At 73.3% G+C, this 20092-nt stretch carries 19 protein-coding genes; 10 read left to right on the top strand and 9 right to left on the bottom strand.

Annotation, left to right across the window (positions count from 1 at the left end; all coding sequences use genetic code 11):
* Positions 1–195 precede the first annotated feature (195 nt).
* Positions 196–1797 carry a citramalate synthase gene (gene cimA, locus ACO4JP_RS06130; RefSeq protein WP_425956496.1) on the top strand — a complete coding sequence of 534 codons (1602 nt, stop codon included), beginning with the start codon at positions 196–198 and terminating at the stop codon, positions 1795–1797.
* On the opposite strand, the gene ACO4JP_RS06135 is transcribed toward cimA, so the two are convergent.
* On the bottom strand, positions 1721–2692 hold the full coding sequence (locus tag ACO4JP_RS06135; RefSeq protein ID WP_425956497.1) for an EamA family transporter: 972 nt from the start codon (positions 2690–2692) through the stop codon (positions 1721–1723). The two genes, cimA and ACO4JP_RS06135, sit on opposite strands and share 77 nt — an antisense overlap.
* A gap of 71 nt (positions 2693–2763) precedes the next feature.
* Between ACO4JP_RS06135 and ACO4JP_RS06140 the strand changes: the two genes are divergently transcribed.
* Positions 2764–3657 carry a LysR family transcriptional regulator gene (locus tag ACO4JP_RS06140; protein ID WP_425956498.1) on the top strand — a complete coding sequence of 298 codons (894 nt, stop codon included), beginning with the start codon at positions 2764–2766 and terminating at the stop codon, positions 3655–3657.
* Positions 3658–3982: 325 nt separating this feature from the next.
* On the opposite strand, the gene ACO4JP_RS06145 is transcribed toward ACO4JP_RS06140, so the two are convergent.
* Together ACO4JP_RS06145 and ACO4JP_RS06150 are read right to left on the bottom strand one after the other, a co-directional pair.
* Positions 3983–4411, bottom strand: coding sequence for a Clp protease N-terminal domain-containing protein (locus tag ACO4JP_RS06145; protein ID WP_425956499.1), 429 nt, complete (start codon positions 4409–4411; stop codon positions 3983–3985).
* Positions 4404–4622, bottom strand: coding sequence for a helix-turn-helix domain-containing protein (locus tag ACO4JP_RS06150; protein ID WP_425956500.1), 219 nt, complete (start codon positions 4620–4622; stop codon positions 4404–4406). Before ACO4JP_RS06150 ends, ACO4JP_RS06145 begins: the two co-directional genes overlap by 8 nt.
* A gap of 50 nt (positions 4623–4672) precedes the next feature.
* On the opposite strand from ACO4JP_RS06150, the gene ACO4JP_RS06155 reads away from it, so the two are divergent.
* The 4 genes from ACO4JP_RS06155 (at position 4673) to ACO4JP_RS06170 (ending at position 9345) form a co-directional block, all read left to right on the top strand.
* Entirely contained in the window at positions 4673–5887 is a 1215-nt protein-coding gene (locus ACO4JP_RS06155) for an FAD-dependent monooxygenase (protein ID WP_425956501.1), read from the top strand.
* Positions 5888–5946: 59 nt separating this feature from the next.
* Positions 5947–6537 (top strand): IS607 family transposase, encoded by a 591-nt coding sequence (locus ACO4JP_RS06160; RefSeq protein WP_425956502.1) that lies wholly within the window; start codon positions 5947–5949, stop codon positions 6535–6537.
* The gene (locus tag ACO4JP_RS06165) at positions 6534–8123 is read left to right on the top strand and encodes a hypothetical protein (RefSeq protein ID WP_425956503.1); all 1590 of its coding nucleotides are present in this window, start codon (positions 6534–6536) and stop codon (positions 8121–8123) included. Before ACO4JP_RS06160 ends, ACO4JP_RS06165 begins: the two co-directional genes overlap by 4 nt.
* Positions 8124–8268: 145 nt before the next feature.
* The gene (locus ACO4JP_RS06170; RefSeq protein ID WP_425956504.1) at positions 8269–9345 is read left to right on the top strand and encodes a lipoate--protein ligase family protein; all 1077 of its coding nucleotides are present in this window, start codon (positions 8269–8271) and stop codon (positions 9343–9345) included.
* On the opposite strand, the gene ACO4JP_RS06175 is transcribed toward ACO4JP_RS06170, so the two are convergent.
* Positions 9346–10104 (bottom strand): YggS family pyridoxal phosphate-dependent enzyme, encoded by a 759-nt coding sequence (locus tag ACO4JP_RS06175; RefSeq protein WP_425956505.1) that lies wholly within the window; start codon positions 10102–10104, stop codon positions 9346–9348.
* Between the two features lie 88 nt (positions 10105–10192).
* Here ACO4JP_RS06175 and ACO4JP_RS06180 point away from each other — a divergent pair, with 88 nt between their 5' ends.
* Positions 10193–10609, top strand: coding sequence for a YccF domain-containing protein (locus ACO4JP_RS06180; RefSeq protein ID WP_425956506.1), 417 nt, complete (start codon positions 10193–10195; stop codon positions 10607–10609).
* Here the strand turns inward: ACO4JP_RS06180 and ybaK are convergent.
* Entirely contained in the window at positions 10606–11100 is a 495-nt protein-coding gene (gene ybaK, locus ACO4JP_RS06185) for a Cys-tRNA(Pro) deacylase (protein ID WP_425956507.1), read from the bottom strand. The two genes, ACO4JP_RS06180 and ybaK, sit on opposite strands and share 4 nt — an antisense overlap.
* Positions 11101–11193: 93 nt before the next feature.
* On the opposite strand from ybaK, the gene ACO4JP_RS06190 reads away from it, so the two are divergent.
* Positions 11194–11949 carry a sulfite exporter TauE/SafE family protein gene (locus tag ACO4JP_RS06190; RefSeq protein WP_425956508.1) on the top strand — a complete coding sequence of 252 codons (756 nt, stop codon included), beginning with the start codon at positions 11194–11196 and terminating at the stop codon, positions 11947–11949.
* A 4-nt stretch (positions 11950–11953) separates the two neighbouring features.
* On the opposite strand, the gene ACO4JP_RS06195 is transcribed toward ACO4JP_RS06190, so the two are convergent.
* Positions 11954–12376 (bottom strand): VOC family protein, encoded by a 423-nt coding sequence (locus tag ACO4JP_RS06195; protein WP_425956509.1) that lies wholly within the window; start codon positions 12374–12376, stop codon positions 11954–11956.
* 308 nt (positions 12377–12684) lie between these two features.
* Between ACO4JP_RS06195 and ACO4JP_RS06200 the strand changes: the two genes are divergently transcribed.
* A complete protein-coding gene (locus ACO4JP_RS06200; protein ID WP_425955702.1) occupies positions 12685–13794 on the top strand; it encodes an IS110 family transposase in 1110 nt (369 codons plus the stop codon).
* Positions 13795–14089: 295 nt separating this feature from the next.
* On the opposite strand, the gene ACO4JP_RS06205 is transcribed toward ACO4JP_RS06200, so the two are convergent.
* Genes ACO4JP_RS06205 through ACO4JP_RS06215 form a run of 3 tightly spaced genes read right to left on the bottom strand, consistent with a single transcriptional unit; the run spans position 14090 to position 19293 of the window.
* Positions 14090–15550 carry a DUF2809 domain-containing protein gene (locus ACO4JP_RS06205; RefSeq protein ID WP_425956510.1) on the bottom strand — a complete coding sequence of 487 codons (1461 nt, stop codon included), beginning with the start codon at positions 15548–15550 and terminating at the stop codon, positions 14090–14092.
* Positions 15551–15555: 5 nt separating this feature from the next.
* Entirely contained in the window at positions 15556–18291 is a 2736-nt protein-coding gene (locus tag ACO4JP_RS06210) for a DEAD/DEAH box helicase (RefSeq protein WP_425956511.1), read from the bottom strand.
* Between the two features lie 39 nt (positions 18292–18330).
* On the bottom strand, positions 18331–19293 hold the full coding sequence (locus tag ACO4JP_RS06215) for an EamA family transporter (protein ID WP_425956512.1): 963 nt from the start codon (positions 19291–19293) through the stop codon (positions 18331–18333).
* Between the two features lie 43 nt (positions 19294–19336).
* Here ACO4JP_RS06215 and ACO4JP_RS06220 point away from each other — a divergent pair, with 43 nt between their 5' ends.
* Positions 19337–20089 carry a dienelactone hydrolase family protein gene (locus ACO4JP_RS06220; RefSeq protein WP_425956513.1) on the top strand — a complete coding sequence of 251 codons (753 nt, stop codon included), beginning with the start codon at positions 19337–19339 and terminating at the stop codon, positions 20087–20089.
* Positions 20090–20092 lie beyond the last annotated feature (3 nt).

Here is a 20092-nt window from a genome sequence, read left to right on the forward strand (position 1 = left end):
GGGCGATACGGCTGCCGCCCCGATGGCCGGGTGTGGCACCATGGCCGGGTGACCTCGCAGTACACCGGCATCATTAGCTAGCGCGTCCGGGACCACCCCTCGTCGGACGCGCAGACCTTCCGTACCTGGAAGGTCTTTTTTGTTGGCGGAGCACGCAGAACCAGCACCACGAAGCATCAGGAAGAAGGACCCGACGTGACCTTCGACGTGTACGACACCACGCTGCGCGACGGCGCTCAGCAGGAGGGCATGAACCTCACCGTCGCGGACAAGCTCGCGATCGCGCCGCTCCTGGACGAGCTCGGGGTCGGGTTCATCGAGGGTGGCTGGCCGGGCGCGATCCCGAAGGACACGGAGTTCTTCCGCCGCGCTCGCAGCGAGCTGACGCTCAAGAACGCCGTGCTCGCCGCGTTCGGATCGACGCGCCGCGCGGGCGTCACCGTCGACGCGGACCCGCAGGTGCGCGGCCTGCTCGACTCCGAGGCCCCCGTGCTCACGCTCGTCGCGAAGTCCGACGTGCGCCACGTCGAGCGGGCGCTCAAGACGACGCGCGCCGAGGGTCTCGCGATGATCGCCGACACCGTGCGGTTCCTGGTCGGCGAGGGCCGCCGCGTGGTCCTCGACGCCGAGCACTTCTTCGACGGGTTCCGCTTCGACGCGCAGTTCGCCACCGATGCGGCCCTGACCGCGTTCGACGCAGGTGCCGAGGTCGTCACCCTGTGCGACACCAACGGCGGCATGCTGCCCGACCGCGTCACCGACGTCGTCGGGGCGCTGCGCGCCGTGATCGGTGAAGGGCCGCGGCTCGGCATGCACGCCCACAACGACACCGGCTGCGCGGTGGCGAACTCTCTCGCCGCCGTCGACGCCGGCGTGAGCCACGTGCAGGGCTGCGTCAACGGCTACGGCGAGCGCACGGGCAACGCGGACCTCATCGCGATCGTCGCGAACCTCGAGCTCAAGCACGGGAGAGAGCTGCTCGCCGACGGCGGTCTGCGCGAGTCCACGCGCATCGCCCACGCCATCGCCGAGATCACCAACATCGCGCCGTTCCAGCGCCAGCCCTACGTGGGTGCGAGCGCGTTCGCGCACAAGGGCGGGATCCACGCCGCGGCCATCAAGGTCGACCCGGACCTGTACCAGCACGTCGACCCGAAGACCGTCGGCAACGACATGCGCATGCTCGTCTCGGAGATGGCAGGGCGTGCCGCGATCGAGCTCAAGGGCCGCGAGCTCGGGTTCGACCTCACGGGCCAGGCCGACCTGCTGTCGCGGGTGACGAACCGCGTGAAGGAGGCCGAGGCGGTCGGCTACACCTACGACGCCGCGGACGCCTCGTTCGAGCTGCTCCTGCGCGAGGAGCTCGAGGGCGAGCGCCCCGCGTACTTCGAGGTCGAGTCGTGGCGCACGATCGTCGAGACGTTGCCCGGGCAGGGTCAGGGACGCGGCGCGGTCGCGACCGCGGAGGCGACGGTCAAGCTGCGCGCGGGCGGCGAGCGCATCGTCACGACCGGCGAGGGCAACGGCCCGGTCAACGCGCTCGACCAGGCGCTGCGCAAGGGACTGGGACGAACCTACCCGGAGATCGACCGGTTCGAGCTCACCGACTTCAAGGTGCGCATCCTCGAGACGGAGCAGGGCACCGACTCGACGACGCGTGTCCTGGTCGTCACCACCGACGGCGAGCGCACCTGGTCGACCGTCGGCGTCGGCCCGAACGTCATCGAGGCGTCGTGGGAGGCGCTGCTCGACTCGCACGTGTTCGGGTTGCTGCAGTCCGGGGTCGAGGTGCGCTGAGCCTGCTCCTCGCGAGCCGGCCGCCGCGCGTGCTCGCCCAGAGCACGCCGCCGACCACCAGCGCGGATCCGGCGAGCTCGACGGGTGTCGGCATCTCCCCGAGCAGGAGCCACGCCGCGGTGATGCCGACGACGGGCACGAGCATCGAGTACGGAGCGACCCGCCCGGCGGGGTGCCGCGCCATGAGCGCGGTCCACAGCCCCGAGCCGAGCAGCGTGCCGAGCAGGACGGTGTAGGCGAGGCCGGCGATCGCGAGCGCGCCCGTGCGCGTGCCGAGCGTGCTGAACCCGTTCGCGATCTCCGACGGGCCCTCGACGAGGAGGGACACGGCGAGCATCGGCAGCGGCGGCACCACGCTCATCCACAGGACCAGGTGCAGCGGCTTCACCTCCGGGTTGGACGCGACCGCGAGACGGTTGCCGAGGTTGCCGAACGCCCAGCCGAGGCCGCCCGCGACGACCAGCAGGAACGGCCCGAGCCCGGCGGCGTCCCACCGCTCCCGCCCGACGACGGCGAGCCCGACGACGGCGATGGCCACGCCGACCACCTGGCGCCCCCGCAGCCGCTCCCGTAGCAGGGCAGCTCCGAGCACGACGGTGAAGGGCGCCGAGCACTGCAGCACGAGCGAGGCGAGCCCGGCGGGCATCCCGGCCGCCATGCCGGCGTACAGGAACAGGAACTGCAGCACGCCGAACCCTGCCCCGTAGAGAAGCCACCAGCGCACCGGCACGCGCGGCCACGGCACGAGCAGCACGGTGGGCACCGCGATGACGGTGAACCGCAGCGCGACCAGCAGCATCGGCGGGAACTGGGCGAGCGACGCGTCGATCGCCACGAAGTTGACGCCCCAGAGGACGGCGACGGCGACTGCGAGGAGGCGGTGGCGGGTGGGCACGGGACTGATGCTGCCGATGCGTCGATGAAGGCGCAATCAATTTTCGCTCCATCACGATGTAGGTTGCCTTCATGGAACCGCAGCATCTCGCGCTGCTGCACGACCTCGCCGTGCACGGCAGCGTCGCCGCCGTCGCCGTGGCGACACATCGCACGCCGTCGGCCGTGTCGCAGCAGCTCAAGGTGGCGCAGCGTCGCGCGGGGACCACCCTGGTCGAGCCCGAAGGCCGCGGCCTGCGGCTGACCGAGGCGGGGCGGCTGCTCGCCGAGCTGGGACAGGAGGTCGACGTCGTGGTCGCGCGGGCGAACGCGCGCTGGGACGCCTACCGCGGCTCCGCCACCGGCACCGTCCGCGTCGCCGCGCTGCCGAGCGCCGCCACGTTCTTGCTGCCGCCGGTGCTGGGCGAGCTCTCCGCGGCGGGCGTCGAGGTGGTGTGCGACGACGTCGACGTCGCCGAGCACGAGTTCGCGGCGCTCGTGGCCACGCACGACATCGTGATCGCCCACTCGCTCGCGGGCCCGACGCCACGCGGAGCCGAGGGGCTGCGGACCGTGCGGCTCGCGCACGAGCCGCTCGACATCGCGATGGCTGCCGGCCATCGGCTCGCCGCCCGCGACGCCGTCACGGCCACGGAGCTGGCCGAGGAAACGTGGGTCGGCGTGCCCGACGGGTACCCGTTCGACACCGTCGCCCGCGCGGTCGCGGCGCGCGCCGGGCGCGACCTGCGCGTCGCGCAGCGGGTGCGAGACAACCGCCTGGTCGAGGCGCTGGTGGCGGCCGGCGACCAGGTCGCCGTCCTGCCGCGGTTCACGACCCGGACCGGCGGCGGCATCGTGCTGCGGCCGCTCGCCGACGTGCCCGCCACGCGCTGGGTCGTCGCCGTGCTGCGGCCGGACCGCGCCGAGCGGCTGGTGGTGGCGACGGTGCTGCGCGCCTTGCGGAGGGCGGGGGAGGCGGCCGGCTAGAGCGGGGATCGCCGGACTGCCGAACTTCCGGCGGAACTGCTCGTAGGCGTCGCGGACGAGCTGTCGTCCCGCCTCCTCGGTGGGCTCGCCCGGCGCTGGGACGCTGAACCGGGCGGTGGCACCGCGCCCGTCTTACGACACCGTCGAGCGACGACCTCACCTCCTGCAAGACGCGAACGAAGTCGGCGACCTCGGTGTCATCGAGCTCGCGGGAGCGAAGGCCCGAACGTGCGAAGACCTCGCCGCGTCAGTCGTCCGTCGAACAGGCCGATCGTGGCCCAGAACTGCTCATCCGCGACGTTCACGTGCAAACTCTCCCGTGCGACTAGTCAGAAGCGCGCAGGCGCGCGAGGAGCTCGGCGGCGGGATCGGGTGCGCGGCGCTCGAGCAGGGCCTGGACCAGGTGCTTCGCCTCGAGACGGCGCGACCGGTCCGCCACGGTCAGGGCGAGCGCCCGGCGGAGCACGGTCTTGGTCCCCGCCGTGAAGGGCAGGCGATCCGCGCCGACCGCCGGGCCCAGGGGACCGAACGCGGCGGCGTCGACGCCGATCGCGGCCAGGGCGCCCCGGTCGAGGTCGTCGGCCGCGCGGCGGGCGTCGTCGGCCGACGCGCCGACGACCTCGGCCGCTGACGGCGTGGTCAGGGCGGCGATCACCAGGTGGTCGGTGCCGACCCGACGGTCGCCGCGGCGTCCCGCCTCCGCGATGGCCCCGAAGACGACGTCGCGGGCGTCCCGTGCGAACCGCTCAAACATGGCGCTCCTGCTTCCCGTGCTTCGCGTGGGCGGACTGGCGGGTGACGCCGAGGGCGTCGCCGATCTGCTCCCAGGACCATCCGGCCCGGCGAGCGGCGGCCACATGGGTGGCCTCCACGCGCTCCGCGAGACGGTGCAGGGCTGCGACCGCCCACAGGCCAGTGGCCGGGTCGGTCTCCGGGGTCGGGTCGGGCGGGAGGGCGGCGGGCATGGTGTCAGTTTGGGTTGACAGTCTGATCGTTGTCAATTCAGACTGACAACATGTCAACTCAAACTGACAAGCACTCGGTGATCGTCGTCGGTGCCGGGCCGAGCGGCCTCTTTCTCGCCGGCGAGCTGGCAGCCGCAGGCGTGCGCACGCTCGTGCTGGACCGAGAGCCAGGTCCCGCGCAGACGCCCAAAGGCAACGGCGTCGTCGGGCGCGCGGCCGTGGAGCTGCGCCGACGCGGCATCTTCGACGGCGCCGGCCTGCGCGTGGTGCGGGCACCGCAGTTCCGCTTCGGGCCGCTCACCCTGCGGCTCGGCCTGGTGGGCAGTCCGCTGCACCTCGTCGCCGTGCCGCAGCGGCGGCTTGAGGAGCTCCTCGAGCGCTGGGCCGTGCGGCAGGGCGCCACCTTCCTGCGCGGCCACGAGGTCACGGCGTTCGACCAGGACGGCGACGGCGTGACGGTGCGCGCGTCGGTGGACGGTTCGCCGGTCGCGCTGCGCGCCGAGTACCTCGTCGGATGCGACGGCGCCCGCAGCCACGTGCGCAAGCGGCTCGGCATCGACTTCCCGGGCGTGACCAGCGGCGACATCTCCCGGCAGGCGCGCGTCACCCTCCCGGCCGGGGCCGTCGCTCTCACGCGGGACCGCGTCGAGGTGCCGGGGGTCGGCGCGCTCCCGCTGTTCCGGCCGCACCTCACTGAGCGTGGCTCGATGACGCTCGCGCCCGTGCGGGCCCTCGACCCGTCGGCGCCCGACGACGTCTACCTCGTGGCCACCCGAGAGCCGAACGGGGCCGCCGCTCCGACGGACGAGCTCCCCGACGACGAGCTGCGCGCGAGCATCCGCCGGGTGCTTGGCGCAGACCTCCCGTACACGACGTCGTCGTCCGCGCGCAGCGTCGTCGGCAACAGCCGGCACGTCTCGCGGTACGGGGCCGGGCGGGTCTTCCTCGCGGGCGACGCGGCGCACGTGTTCTCCGCGGGCGGCAGCTCGATCAACGCCGGGATCCTCGACGCCGTCGACCTCGCCCGGACGCTCACCGCGGCGTTGGCCGCGGGCGCCGGCGCGAGCGCCGTCGACGGGTACCACGCGCGGCGGCACGCGGCCAACGAACGGACGCTCGCGCTCACGCGCCTCCAGCACGACCTCGAGGGCGCCGGATCGTGGGGCGAGGCGCTGCGCGGCCTGGTCTCCGGTCTGCTCGCGAGCCGTGGCGGCGCGCGGCGGATCGGCGCGCTCCTCGAGGGGTGTCGGACTGCTCGCTTTTAGTGATGCGTAAGCAAGTATGAGTGCGTTTAAGCGAGTTGCAGGCTTGATGGCGTGGTGGCGTGAACTTGACGGAGTGGGCGCATGCGAACGGTGTTCACCCGCAGACGGCGCGCAAGTGGTTCCGGGAGGGGAACTTGCCGGTGCCTGCGACTCGGGTGGGTCCGCGCACGATCCTTGTCAGCGTCGCGGCGAATTCGGCGTCTTTGCGGGACGAGGGGGTTGGCTTGTATGCGCGGGTCTCCTCCCATGACCAGAAGGATGACCTGGTCAGGCAGACCGCGCGGTTGATGGTGTGGGCTGCGCAGGCTGGGCACAAGGTGGTGGGTTCGGAGGCGGAGGTCGGCTCCGGGATGAACGGGGCCAGGACCAAGGCGCGCCGGTTGTTGTCGGACCCGGCGGTTACGGTCGTGGTCGTGGAGCACCGGGACCGGTTGGGGTGGGTGAACACCGAGCTGGTCGAGGCTGCCCTGACCGCGTCGGGGCGCCGGTTGGTGGTGCTCGACGGGGGCGAGGTCGAGGACGACCTCGTGCGGGACGTGACCGAGGTGCTGACCTCGTTCTGTGCCCGGCTGTACGGGCGACGGTCGGCGAGGAACCGTGCCAGGCGGGCGCTGGAGTGTGCGGCGTGGGTGGAGGGCGAGCCGGCGTGAGTGCCGCGGTGCGGGCGAGGTCGGGGCTGCGGGTGCTCGCGGCACCGTTCGTCGTCGCGCCCCCGAAGGGCGCACGGACCCGCACCCGCGTCCACCTCACGGTGAGCGAGGCTGCCGCTATTGAGCGGATCGGGGTATTCCTGGGCTGTCGGTACCGGGAGACGTTGGCTGGTCGGCTCCGGCTGGGTCGCATGTCCGCGAAGGGCCAGGCGGCGTGGCGAACCGAACGCAAGCAGGCCCTCACGGCGGCGACGTCGTCGCGGTGGGCCGGTGCGATCACCCGCACGGCCATCGACTCCTACGATCTGGGGATGCGTGCGCTCGGCGCGCACGTGGACTCGCTGACGGCGGCGGCGAACGCGATCGGCGCGCGCCTGGCCGCGCCTGTGGGTGGCGAGGTCCGTGACCTAGACCGACCCAGGGCGAAACCGGTCAGGGGCTACCAGACGCAGGCGGAGCGGTTCGCGAAGTCTCGTCGCAGGGCCCAGCTCGAAGCCCGCCTGGCCGACGCGCTCGTGCGCCGCGGGCAGGGCCGACCGCGGATCGTCGCGGGCGGTGGCCGGTTGTGGCGCAACCGTGCGCACCTCGACCAGGTCGGCATGACCCGCGCGCAGTGGGAACGCCGCTGGACCGATGAGCGGATGTTCCTGACCGCCGACGGTGAGTCCGGCAAGAAGTGCGGCAACGAGACCATCCGAGTCACTGGCGAGGGTGTGTTGACGATCAAGGTCCCCGGCGCGCTGGCTGGTGAGTTCGGGCCGCGCCTGACGATCACGCCTGCGGTGTCGCTGTCTACGCACCGTGGCGAGGAATGGGCGATGCGGATCGCCTCGAACCATGCGATCCGGTACGACCTGCGCCGCGACTCTCGTGGTCGCTGGTACCTCGACGCGTCCTGGGCCTACGCAGACGTGCCTGCCGTTCCGCTGACGGTGTTGCAGGCCCAGCGCACGCTCGGGGTGGACCTCAATGACGGGCACGTCGACGCCGCCGTCATCGACGAGCACGGCAACGTCATCGGCGCCCCCGTGCGTCTGGGCTTCACCATCGAGGGCACCACCGCCCGCCGCGACGCGCAGGTCCGGCACGTCATCACCCGCCTGGTCCACCTCGCCACCCAGCACGGGTGCGCGTCGATCAGCATCGAGAACCTCGGGTTCGACGACGCGCGCGCCGCCGGCCGCGAGACCATGGGCCGTGGTCGACGTGGCAAACGGTTCCGCCGCACCGTCGCGGGCATCCCGACCGCGAAGTTCCGCACCCGACTCGTGGGGATGGCCGCGACCGCCGGCATCGCAGTGATCGCCGTCGACCCGGCCTATACCTCCCGCTGGGGGCGCCAGCATTGGCTCCCCGCACTCCAAGCCTGCGACCCGAGCGTGGACGGCCACCAGGCCGCAGCGGTCGTGATCGGCAGGAGATCCCTCGGGCACCGCGCCCGGCGCAAGCCGGTCGGACCCCTCACGCGACAGAGGACGCGTGAGGGCCAGCCGACCAGGCCAGCCGCACGGCGCCCGATGGGTTCTCGCTCGCGTGTCACCAGCAAGCCGAGGGCGCACGACGCCGCAGGCCCACCGGACCCATAGAACACACGCCAGCGCCGTCAACACCGTTCGGACGGCCGAGCACCCCGGAGAAGTCCCACGACTCACTCCCGCTCACTCAACAGGAACGGTGAGGGGTGGGCCACAGCGCCCCCACGGGCGGGCCCGGCGTCATACGGTGGACCCCGTGCGTGGTGAGTACAAGGTCCCTGGCGGCAAGCTCGTCGCCGTCGAGCTCGAGGTGGCGGACGGCCGCCTCACGAACGCCCACCTCTCGGGCGACTTCTTCCTCGAGCCCGACGAGGCGCTCGAGGTCATCGACCACGCCCTCGACGGGCTCGCGGCCGACACCCCGACGGGCAAGGTCGCGGCGGCCGTCGAGCAGGGGCTCAAGGCGGCCGAGGCGTCGGGCGCGATCGCCGGCCCCGTGGCGTTGGTCGGCTTCGACCCGTGGGCCGTCGCCGTCGCCGCCCGGCGCGCGCTGGGGCACGCGACCACCTGGGACGACCACGTCTTCGAGGTGCTGCGTCCCGGACCGCTCCCGGTCCCCACGCTCGCGGCGCTCGACCAGGTGCTCACCGAGGAGCTCGCCGAGGGCCTGCGCGGCCCCACGTTGCGGTTCTGGGACTGGGACGAGCGGGCCGTCGTCATCGGCTCGTTCCAGTCGCTGGCCAACGAGCTCGACCCCGAAGGCGTCGCCAAGCACGACGTGACCGTGGTGCGCCGCATCTCCGGCGGCGGGGCCATGTTCATGGAGGCCGGCAACTGCGTGACCTTCTCGCTCGTGGTGCCCGCCTCGCTGGTGGACGGCCTGTCGTTCGAGCAGTCGTACGCGTTCCTGGACTCGTGGGTGCTCGGGGCGCTCAAGAGCATCGGCGTCGAGGCGTTCTTCTCGGGCATGAACGACGTGGCCTCGCCCGCCGGCAAGCTCGCGGGCTCCGCGCAGAAGCGCCTCGCGGGCGGCGCGGTGCTGCACCACATGACGATGGCGTACGACATCGACAGCGACAAGATGCTCGAGGTGCTGCGCATCGGCCGCGAGAAGCTCTCGGACAAGGGCACCCGCAGCGCCAACAAGCGCGTGGACCCGCTGCGCTCGCAGACGGGCATGGCCCGCGAGGCGATCGTCGACGCGTTCGAGAAGTACTTCAAGAGCCAGTACCGCACCGTGGACTCGGAGTTGCGCCCGGACGAGCTGGAGCGCGCCGAGGGGCTGGTCGAGACGAAGTTCGGCACGCCGGAGTGGATCGCGCGCGTTCCCTGATCAGTGAGCAGCCGGCACCGCGCGCGATCCGAACACCGCCGTCCCCACCCGCACGATCGTCGCGCCCTCGGCCACCGCAAGCTCGAGGTCGCCCGTCATCCCCATCGAGAGCTCACGCGCGTCCGCCGTCCCCGGCGCACCGCTCGCGACCACCTCGTCGCGGATGGCGCGCAGCCGCGCGAACCCTGCGCGGACCACGGCGTCGTCGTCGGACAGGGCGCCGATCGTCATGAACCCGGTCAGCCTCAGCCCGGGCAGCGCGGCGACGTCGCGCGCGAGCGCGGCCGCCTCGGTGGGCCGTGTGCCCGCCTTGGTGTCCTCGCCCGAGACGTTGACCTGGACCATGACGTCGAGCACCCGCCCGTCGCGCTCGCACCGGGTCGACAGCGCGCTCGCCAAGGCCGCGGAGTCGACGGTCTGCACGCACGACGCCGTCGCCAGCACCTGGTTGACCTTGTTGCTCTGCAGGTGCCCGATCATGTGCACCTCGAGCTGCCCGTCGGCGACCAGCGAGGCGAGCGCAGGCGCCTTGGCGACGAGCTCCTGGACGCGGTTCTCGCCGATCAGCACGCTGCGTGAGCCGCCCGGGCCCGACGACGCGGCCGAGACCGCGTCGAGCACGGTCTCTGCGTCCTGCGTCTTGGTCGCCAGCAGCAGCCGGAGCTCCTGCGGGTCCCGGCCCGCAGCGCGGGCGGCGTCGTCGATGCGTGCGCGCACGGCGGCGATCCGGGAGGCGATCCCGGTCAGGGGCGACGGCATGCGGACAGTCTAGGTTCGCCGGGTCAGGGGCAGGCTCAGGGTGATCCTGGATGCCCTCGGCAGCTCCGCGGGGGACCATGGACGCACGATGAAGACACTCCTGAACCTGATCTGGCTCGTGCTCGCGGGCTTCTGGCTCGCCGCCGGGTACGTGCTCGCGGGCATCCTCCTGATCATCCCGATCATCACGATCCCGTTCGCGATCGCCTCGTTCCGCATCGCCGCCTATGCGCTCTGGCCGTTCGGCCGCACCGTGGTGGACAAGCCCACGGCGGGCGTCGGCAGCGCGCTGGGCAACGTCATCTGGGTGCTGCTCGCAGGCTGGTGGCTGGCGCTCGCGCACATCGTGACGGCCATCCCGCTGTTCGTCTCGATCATCGGCATCCCGCTGGGCTGGGCGAACCTCAAGATGATCCCGGTCTCCCTGCTGCCGCTGGGCAAGCAGATCGTGCGCAGCGATGCGGTGTACCCGACGTACACGCACACGCAGTACGTGCAGCCCTAACGCGCGATCGGGGCGGCCGTGCCCGCGGTGAGCGTCAGCAGGTCCGCCGGCGCCAGGCCGACGTCGAGCCCGCGGCGCCCGCCGGAGACGTACACGACGTCGAACGCCTCGGCGGAGTCGTCGACCACCGTCGTGTGACGCTGCTTCTGGCCGAGCGGCGAGATGCCGCCCACCACGTAGCCCGTCGCACGCTCAGCCGCGGCGGGCTGCGCCATCGCGGCCCGTTTGCCGCCGACGGCGCGGGCGAGGGCCTTGAGGTCGAGCTGCCGGTCCACGGGCACGATGCCGACCACGAGCCGCCCGTCGACGTCCGCCATCAGCGTCTTGAACACCTGCGCCGGGTCGACGCCCATCGCCGCGGCGGCCTCGAGCCCGTAGCCGAGGTCGGACGCCGGGTCGTGCTCGTAGGTGTGCAGCGTGTGCGCCACGCCTGCCCGCTCCAGCGCGACGACTGCGGGCGTGCCGCCCGCCTGTGCGTTCTTCTTCGCCACCGGGGGAGTGTGGCGAACGCGCGCCGCGGCACGCAAGGTGGTGTCAGCGCCACGTGCGGGACGCGCTCGCGGGCACCGGGCTAGGGTGACCGCGTGCTGGCCGTCCTCCTCATCGCCATCGTGGTGGGCGGTGCACTCCAGCGCATGACAGGGCTCGGGTTCGCGATGGTGGCCGGCCCGTTCGTGGTGCTTGTGCTCGGCCCGCATCAGGGCGTGCTGCTCGTCAACCTCATGGGGGCCACGAGCGCGCTGTTGATCCTGTCGCGCGTGCTGCGCGACGTCGACTGGCGGCGGTTCGCGGCGATGGCGCCGGCGTCGGTGTGCACCACGGTGCCGTGCGCCTGGCTCTTGCGCGACGTCTCGAGCGCTGCGCTCGAGGTCACCGTGGGCGTGGTGGTGATCGTCGGCATGACGACCTCGCTCCTGGCGCACCGGATGCGCGGCGAGCGGCGGCTATGGCACGAGGGCGCGCAGTGGCCCGCCGCCGTCGCCGGGTCGCTGAGCGGGGCGGGGAGCGTCGCGGCCGGCATCGGCGGGCCACCCCTGGCTGCGTACTCGGTGCTCGACCGGTGGGACCCCAAGCGGTTCGCGGCCACGCTGCAGCCGTTCTTCGTGGTCAACGCCACGGGGGCAGCGGGCGCGAAGCTGCTGCTCACCGACGTGACTCTGCCGCCACTCCCGTGGTGGGCCTGGCTCACGCTCGCGGCGGCCGTCGTCGTCGCGATCGGGGTGGGTGACATCGCGTCGCGGCACATCTCGCGCACGGTCGTCCGCCGCGTCCTCGTCGTGCTGGCGTACGCGGGCGGCCTCGCGACCATGCTGCGCGGGCTGGGGCTGCTGCCCGGCTGAGCGCTCAGGCCTGCGCGGCCTGCGCGGCCAGCAGGGCCGCGCGCTCGGCAGGAGACCGGAGGATGCAGAACTCGTTGCCCTCGGGGTCCGCGAGCACGACCCAGCCGGAGCCGGGGCCGTAGATGCCGCGGCGGTCGGCGACGACGGTGGCGCCGTGGGCGGTGAGGAAGGCCAGCTCCTCCTCCTGCTGCCGCTCGCGCGGGCGCAGATCGAGGTGCAGGCGGTTCTTGCGCTCCTTGGGCTCGGGGACCTCGACGAAGAGCAGCGTGGCACCCTGACCCGTGGGGTCGACGATCATGCACTCCTCGTGGCCCGGCTCGTTCGGGTCGTCCGGGACGTCGGTGTAGCCGAGAACGGGCTTCCACCACTCGGACAGCGCGAAGGCGTCGTGGCAGTCGACGGTGACGTGCGAGACGAAGGCGACCATGGGCCCCCACCCTGCCACCTCACGGGCGGACCCGCGGGTCAGACGGTATGAGGTGATGGCCCGCGGCTCGATCGCGGCGGGGGCCGGCGTGATGGTCGTCGTCGTTCGTGGTGGTGTCTAAGGCCCTTCGGCCCCTGCGGGGCGGCCCTGCGGGCCGGCCTTGACGCCACCGCGCCCGCCGACGGCGTGTGCCCGCGTCGACGCGGTCGGTGGCAGCGGCTGTTGTCAGCAGAGGCCTGCCCGGCACAAGGTCGTGGGTTACCAGGCTGTTCCTGTCTGGCCTATCCACATTGTGTCGGGAGGCCCCTGTGATCACCCACTTTAGCGAGCGGTGGGCCGTCGGTCTGGACGTCCACGCTCGTTCCGTCTCGGCCGCCGCGATCGATACCTCGACCGGTGAGCTGCACACCCGCCGCCTGGCCCCGGACCCGGCCGGGATCCTCGCGTGGATCGACGCTCTGGATCCGGCCGCCGGGCCGGGCACGGTCGCCGCGGCCTACGAGGCCGGACCCACCGGGTTCGGCCTGGCCCGCGCATTCGACGACGCCGGGATCCGGTGCGTGCTGGCCGCACCGTCGAAGATCGCCCGCGCCCCGGGCGAGCACGTCAAGACCGACGACCGTGACGCGGTCCTGCTGGCCCGCCTGCTCACCCGTGACGACCTCGCCCCCGTGCGCGTCCCGACCCTGATCGAGGAAGCCGCCCGCGACCTGGTCCGGGCTCGCGAGGACACCCGCCACGAGCTGATGGCGGCCCGGCACCGGACCGGGAAGCTCTTGCTGCGCCACGGCATCGTCTACACCGGCGGCACGACCTGGAACCGGGTCCACCACGCCTGGCTGGGCCAGATCCGGTTCGACCTGCCCGCCACCACCGCAGCGTTCGACGCAGCCCTAGAAGCCGTCCAGTTCGCCGAGGCCCGCCGCGACCGCCTCGACGAGAAGATCGCCCTCATGGCCGCCGACTCCCCGTTCACCGACATCACCCACCGGCTGGCGTGCCTGCGCGGGATCTCGACCCTGACCGCGTTCGCCTTGGCCGTCGAGATCGGCGACTGGACCCGGTTCACCGGATCATCCATCGGCGCGTTCCTCGGCCTGACCCCCTCCGAGCACTCCTCCGGCAGCTCACGCCGCCAGGCCGGGATCACCAAGGCAGGCAACCCGCACGCCCGCCGCCTGCTCATCGAGGCCGCCTGGCACCACAAGCCGCTCTACCGGGTCGGCGCCACCCTCCAGGCCCGCTGGGACCTCGCGCCCGCACCCGTGCGCGCCCGCGCTCACGAAGGCAACCAGCGCCTGCACTACCGCTGGACCGTCATGAGCGCCCAGAAGAAGAAGCACACCGTCGCCACGACCGCCATCGCCCGCGAGCTCGCCGGCTGGTGCTGGTCCCTGGCCACCCTCGACCCCACCTGACAACCCAGACTTGCCCCCGCCCACCGCGCCCCCCGGCGAGCAGCGCGAGGAGCGACCCACGACGGCTACTGTGAGCAACCCTGCCGGGCGACGCTCGAACTCAGACCTGTGGCCAGCTCCCGTCGAACACCCCGTCATGCGGTAACCAACCCGCGAATGTCAGTCTGACCGCGCGTCGCCAAGACACGCCTGCGCCGGGCGGCCACGGCCGCGAGGAGCAAGGGTGAGGCTCCCGCCCGGACACCACCCTCGAGCGGGAGCCTCACCCTGCCCCTTGACAGACCGCACCTACATATCAGTAGCTGGTCGGCGTCTTCACCGACTGCCAGTGCCACGGCTCGGGCAGCCGCCCGCTCGGCTCGGCCCAGTCCGGGTGCGTCCAGCCGTACGTCTCGGCGTTGGCCTCGAGCCACGCGTACTCGGCGTTGCCCGTCGTCGAGATGCCGTCGATGTCGACGGCGGTCCCGAGCCCGTGGTTGGAGCAGCCCGGAGGCGCGGCGAGCGGGTTGGGGTGCGCCGGGTTGTAGACCGCGACCTGCTCGGCGTACGAGCGGTACGCGGAGTTGATCGGCAGGTCGTGCCCGAAGTGGGCACGGAACGCGTCGTCGAGCGCCACCAGTGTCGGCAGCACGTCCGCCCGCAGGCGGTACGTCGGCGCCCACGGGATCGGGGCCAGCCCGGCGTCGGCGAGCCTGCCGGTCTCCGGGAACCACACCTGGTCCGGGAAGGGGCACGTGACGGCGTCCTGGGCGGTGAGCAGGGCGACGGTCGCGGCCCCGACGGCGTCGTGCGCCGTCGTGAGCTCGGCAGCAGTCCGCTCGACGGCGGCCGGGTCGGTCGCGGCGGCGAGCCCGTCGCCGGAAGCGTGCGCGGAGGTGTCCGCGGCGCCGCCGAGCACGGTCGCCAGCGCGGCGCGCACCTTCTCGTCCGCCCCGAGGCCGTCGGTCGCCGCGAGCACCTGGTCGCCCCGCGTGGTCACGGGCGCGAGGGCGTCGCGCGCCGTTCCGGCCACGGTGCGAGCCTCGGCCAGGCGCGAGGCGACGACCGCCTCCACCCGCGTGGTGAGCTCCTCACCGGCGCGCGGTGCGGCACCCGGCCGGCGTTCGAGCACGGGCCGCTCGGCGAGCAGCGCCGCGGCGTCGTCGAGCGACGCCGCCAGAGCCGTCCGGGTGGCCTCGTCGGCGACGCGGCCCTCGGACGCGGCGAGCGCCGCCCGCGCGGGCGCGAGATCGGCGCGCAGGTCGCGCGCCTCGCCGCGCAGCGTCCAGGCGACGGCGCCGCCCGCGGCGAGCGCCAGCGCGAGCGGCGCCGCCACGATCGCGGTGACGAGGCCGCGGCGGTGGGCCCGCACGGAGCGGGTGTGGCGCACCTGGATCTCGCCGAGGTCGGCGCGCGCGAGGGCGACGAGCAGCCCGCCCAGTACCGCCCCGGCCGCGTACCAGACGAGGTCGAGCGGCACGAACGTGGTGCCCAGCACGTACCGGGCGAGCGGCACCCGGGCGACGACGTCGGCGGGCATGCCGGTGGCCTGCAGCGCCTCGATCCCGGCGCTCACGGCCCATCCGGCGGCAGCGGCGACCCAGGGCGTCGTGCGCGGGCAGACGAGCGCGACGAACAGCACGACGAGGGTCGCGTAGAGACCGTCGCCGAGCGGACCGCCGACGGCCGCGGGTACGAGCGCACGCGTCACGAGCCCGCCTGTGAGGACGAGCACCGCGAGGACCGCCACCACCCAGCGGCGCGCGCGGATCTCCACGCGCGTCAGCCGATCGTGCCGACGTCGAGCACGGTGAGCACGACGGCTCCCGCCTCGTCGCTGGCCTCGAGGTCGACGCGGGCGGTGACGGCCCAGTCGTGGTTGCCGTCGAGGTCGTCGAGGGTCTGCCGGACCCACCACGTCCCGGGCTCGACGCGCCCGCCCGCGGGGAGCTCGGCGCCGGGCTCGAGGATGGTCAGCAGCGCGGACGCGCGCGCCGGGGCGTCGACGCCGATGGCGTCGTCCCCTTGCTCGACGAACAGGTCGTCGAGGGCGTCCTCCCAGGCGTCGGCGTCCCAGGCCGGGGTACCCGACGCCGCGCCCAGCGCGCCGTAGTTCTCGCGGGCGGCGAGCTCGACCAGGCGGAAGGCCGCGTTGCGCACGAGGCGGCGGAACGCCCGGGGGTTGCCCGTGACGGGACGTGCGGGCGGCTCGTCGGCCTCGTCGAACGACGTCCGCGGGGAGTCGTCGGCGTCGTCGAGGGTGGGGTTGGCGAGCCGCTCCCACTCGTCGAGCAAGGACGAGTCCGTGGCACGCACCAGCTCGCCGAGCCACTCGACGATCTCCGCGACCTCCTCGGTGCGGTGCTCGTCGGGCACCACCTGGCGCAGTGCGCGGTAGGCGTCGGCGAGGTATCGCAGCACCACGCCCTCGGTGCGCTCGAGCTGGTAGCGGGACACGAGCTCGGCGAACGTCATCGCTCGCTCGACCATGTCCCGTACCACCGACTTCGGGGCGAGCTCGGCGTCGGCGACCCACGGGTTGGTCTGCTTGTAGATCGCGAACGCGGGTTCGAGCAGGCCCGCGAGCGGCTTGGGCCAGCTGACGTCCTCGAGCAGCGCCATGCGCTCCTCGTACTCGATGCCCTCGGCCTTCATCGCCGCCACGGCCTCGCCGCGCGCGGCGTTCTGCTGCCCGTAGAGAATCTGCCGCGGGTCGTCGAGCGTGGCCTCGATGACAGAGACGACGTCGAGCGAGTGCGTCGGGGACTCGACGTCGAGAAGGTCCATGGCTGCCAGCGCGAACGGCGAGAGGGTCTGGTTGAGCGCGAAGTCGCGCGGCACGTCGACGGTGAGCCGCACGGACGGGCGCCAGCCGGCCGGCCGCGACGGGTCCGGGACCCTGACCCGCTCCACGACGCCCGCCTGACGCAGCGAGCGGTAGATCCGGAACACCTGGCGCACGTGGCCCGCGCGGGCGCCGTCGGCGTCGTGGTTGGCCGTGAGCAGGTGGCGCATGGCGTCGACCGGGTCCTCACCCCACGAGTCTCCTCGCTTCGCTGCGGGGACTCGCGGGGACCCCGAGGAGGCGGCGCCGCCGTCGTGCAGCCGCGTGCGCGCGAGCACGTTGAGCACCATGGCGTGCGAGACCCGGAACTGGGAGGTGAGGGCCTCGGGGTCGGCGTCGCGGAGGCGCTCGAACGTGGCGTCGGTCCAGTTGACCGAGCCTGCCGGGGCCTTCTTCCGCACGATCTTCTTGAGCTTCTTCGGGTCGTCGCCGGCCTTCTGGAGGGCCTTGCGGTTCTCGATGACGTGCTCGGGCGCCATGACGAGCACCTCGCCGACCGTGTCGAACCCGGCCCGGCCCGCACGGCCGGAGATCTGGTGGAACTCGCGCGCGCTGAGGTGGCGCATGCGCTCGCCGTCGAACTTCACCAGGCCCGTCATGAGCACCGTGCGGATGGGCACGTTGATCCCGACGCCGAGCGTGTCGGTGCCGGCCACGACCTTGAGCAGGCCCTTTTGCGTGAGGCGCTCCACCAGCCGGCGGTACTTGGGCAGCATCCCTGCGTGGTGCACGCCGACGCCGTGCCGCACCAGCCGGCTGAGGGTCTTGCCGAACCCGGTGCCGAACCGGAAGGCGCCGAGCTCGGCCGCGATGGCGTCTTTCTCGGACCTGCTCGCGACGTTCATCGACAGCAGCGACTGCGCCCGCTCGACGGCGTCCTTCTGCGTGAAGTGCACGACGTACACCGGCGCGCGGTGCGTGGTGACGAGCTCCTCGATGACCTCGGTCAGCGGCTCGACGACGTAGCTGAACGTGAGCGGCACGGGCCGCTCGGCGCCGGTGACCTCGGCGACCGGCCGGTCGGTGCGGGCCTCGAGGTCCTCGCGCAGCCTGGTCGTGTCGCCCAGGGTGGCGGACATCAGGACGAACTGGGTGTGCGGCAGCTCGAGCAGAGGCACCTGCCACGCCCAGCCGCGCTGCGGGTCGCCGTAGTAGTGGAACTCGTCCATGACGACCTGGGAGATCGCGTCCTCGTCGTCGGGGTCGCCGGCGCCCCGTCGGAGGGCGAGGTTCGCGAGGATCTCCGCGGTGCAGCAGATGATCGGTGCGTCTGCGTTGACGGCTGAGTCGCCCGTCATCATGCCGACGTTCTTGGAACCGAACGCCGCGACCAGGTCGAAGAACTTCTCGCTGACCAGCGCCTTGAGCGGCGCCGTGTAGTACGTGCGCCCGCCGCGGCCCGCGCGGTGCGCGGCCAGCGCGGCGAACTGCGCGCCCATCGCCACGAGCGACTTGCCCGAGCCCGTCGGGGTCGCCAGCACCACGTGCGACCCCGTCATCACCTCGAGGAGGGCCTCCTCCTGGTGGGGGTACAGCGGCCTCCCGCCGTCGGCGGCCCACTGCGCGTACGCCTCGAAGAGCGTGTCGGCGTCAGGTGCCTTCCCCGTGGGCGGCGGCAGGAACGGGATCAGGGTGCCCGCCGGGCGCGGGGTGGCCGTCGTGGTGGTGGTCATCGCAGGCCATTGTCCCGCACGCCCGCGGCCCGCCGGGCCTCAGGCCGGCATCTCACCCACAGGCTCGGCGGGTGGCGTGCGGGGCTCGCCCGCCTGCACGGCCGCGACGCCCGCGAGCACGAGCGCCCCACCGGCGAGCTGGACCGCCGCCGGAGCCTGCCCCAGCAGCAGCCACGCGACGGCGACGGCCGCGACCACCTCGACCAGCCCCACGAACGACGACAGCCGGGCGCCGAGCCTGCGGGCCGCGAGCACCCCGGTGACGTAGGCGATGCCCGCCGTCACGACTCCGAGCCCGAGCAGCGGCAGCCACCACGGCACGGCCGTGCCCGCATACACGGGCGTCGCGGTGCTGGCCGCGAGCGGCAGGATCCCGACGGCGCCCGCGAGCCCGAGCAGCGCCCCGCCGACGACGAGCCCGCCCGCCGCGAGCGCCAGCGGTGGCAGCCCCTCGCCGTCGTACGCGCCGACGACGAAGTAGACGGCCGCACCGAACATCGCGCCGAACGCCCACGCGACCCCGACGGGGTCGAGGTGCGTGCCGCCGACCAGGTCGAGCACGAGCACCAGGCCGGCCACGGCGATGGCGGCCCCCAGGACCGTGAGCCGCCCGGGCGCCTGCCCGTGCCGCATCCACATCCACGCGACGACGGCAGCCGGGGCCGTGTACTCGACCAGCAGGGCCGGCCCGACCGGCATGCGCTCGATGGCCGTGAAGTACGCGAGCTGCGCCCCGGCGACGGCGAACGCCCCGTAGAGCAGCACGACGCCGGCGTTGGCGCGAAGTGCCGACCAGCGGCCGCGCAGCGACAGCAGGCCCACGGGGATGACGACCAGGGCGCCGAGCCCGATCCGCACGAGCACCACCGCGCCGGGGCTCCAGCCGGTCTCGAGCAGCCCCGACGCCAGCGTGCCGGAGAGGCTGAACGACGCGGCCGAGACCAGGGCGAGGCCGAGCCCGCCCCCGCGCGAGCCGGTGCGGGGTGCGGCCGTCGTCGTCATGCGGTGAGGGTAACCGGGCGCCGAGCCGTGCCAGACTCGGTTCATGGCGCCGTTGCGCGGGACGACCATCGACCTGGACGGCTTCGCTGCCTACCGCAGCGCCCCGCCCGAGGGCACGCCCGTCCAGGGCGGGCTCGTGGTGATCCACGAGATCTGGGGCCTCGTCGACCACATCCGGGACGTGGCGGACCGGTTCGCCGCCGAGGGCTACGTCGTCCTCGCGCCCGACATCCTCAGCCGTGGCGGCATCACCCCGGAGGTCGGCGCCGAGCTGCACCGCCTGCGCGCGTCCGACGACGAGGCCGAGCGCACGCGCGAGCAGCCGCGCATGCGCGAGGCGATGACCAAGGCCCGGCAGCCCGGGTACGGCGAGTGGGCCGTGGGCGCGCTGCGCCGGGCGGTCGACCGGCTGCTCGAGGAGCCCGGCGTCGACGGGCGCGTGGCGGTGACGGGCTTCTGCTTCGGCGGCTCGTACGCCTTCGCGCTCGCCGCGGCGGACCCCCGGGTGCGCGCCGCCGCGCCGTTCTACGGCTCGCCGCCCGCGTCCGCCGACGCCGCCGCGATCACGTGCCCGGTGCACGCCTTCTACGGCCGCGACGACGAGCGCCTCATGGCGGGTCTGCCCGAGGTCGAGCGCACCCTGCGCGACGCCGGCGTGGAGTTCGAGGCCACGGTGTACGACGGCGCGGGGCACGCGTTCTTCAACGACACCAACGCCCGCACCTACGTCCCGGGCGCCGCCGCCGACGCGTGGCGGCGCGTGCTCACGTTCCTCGCGGAGGCGCTCGCGGACTGACCG

Source organism: Xylanimonas sp. McL0601 (genome assembly GCF_049852175.1).
Taxonomy (GTDB): Bacteria; Actinomycetota; Actinomycetes; order Actinomycetales; family Cellulomonadaceae; genus Xylanimonas.

Coding starts and splice junctions, on each gene's coding strand:
- ACO4JP_RS06210 (WP_425956511.1), bottom strand. CDS start 18,291: ATGACCACCACCACGACGGCCACCCCGCGCCCGGCGGGCACCCTGATC.
- ACO4JP_RS06220 (WP_425956513.1), top strand. CDS start 19,337: ATGGCGCCGTTGCGCGGGACGACCATCGACCTGGACGGCTTCGCTGCC.
- ACO4JP_RS06155 (WP_425956501.1), top strand. CDS start 4,673: ATGTCAACTCAAACTGACAAGCACTCGGTGATCGTCGTCGGTGCCGGG.
- ACO4JP_RS06175 (WP_425956505.1), bottom strand. CDS start 10,104: ATGCCGTCGCCCCTGACCGGGATCGCCTCCCGGATCGCCGCCGTGCGC.
- ACO4JP_RS06180 (WP_425956506.1), top strand. CDS start 10,193: ATGAAGACACTCCTGAACCTGATCTGGCTCGTGCTCGCGGGCTTCTGG.
- ACO4JP_RS06215 (WP_425956512.1), bottom strand. CDS start 19,293: ATGACGACGACGGCCGCACCCCGCACCGGCTCGCGCGGGGGCGGGCTC.
- ACO4JP_RS06140 (WP_425956498.1), top strand. CDS start 2,764: ATGGAACCGCAGCATCTCGCGCTGCTGCACGACCTCGCCGTGCACGGC.
- ACO4JP_RS06195 (WP_425956509.1), bottom strand. CDS start 12,376: ATGGTCGCCTTCGTCTCGCACGTCACCGTCGACTGCCACGACGCCTTC.
- ACO4JP_RS06145 (WP_425956499.1), bottom strand. CDS start 4,411: ATGTTTGAGCGGTTCGCACGGGACGCCCGCGACGTCGTCTTCGGGGCC.
- ACO4JP_RS06150 (WP_425956500.1), bottom strand. CDS start 4,622: ATGCCCGCCGCCCTCCCGCCCGACCCGACCCCGGAGACCGACCCGGCC.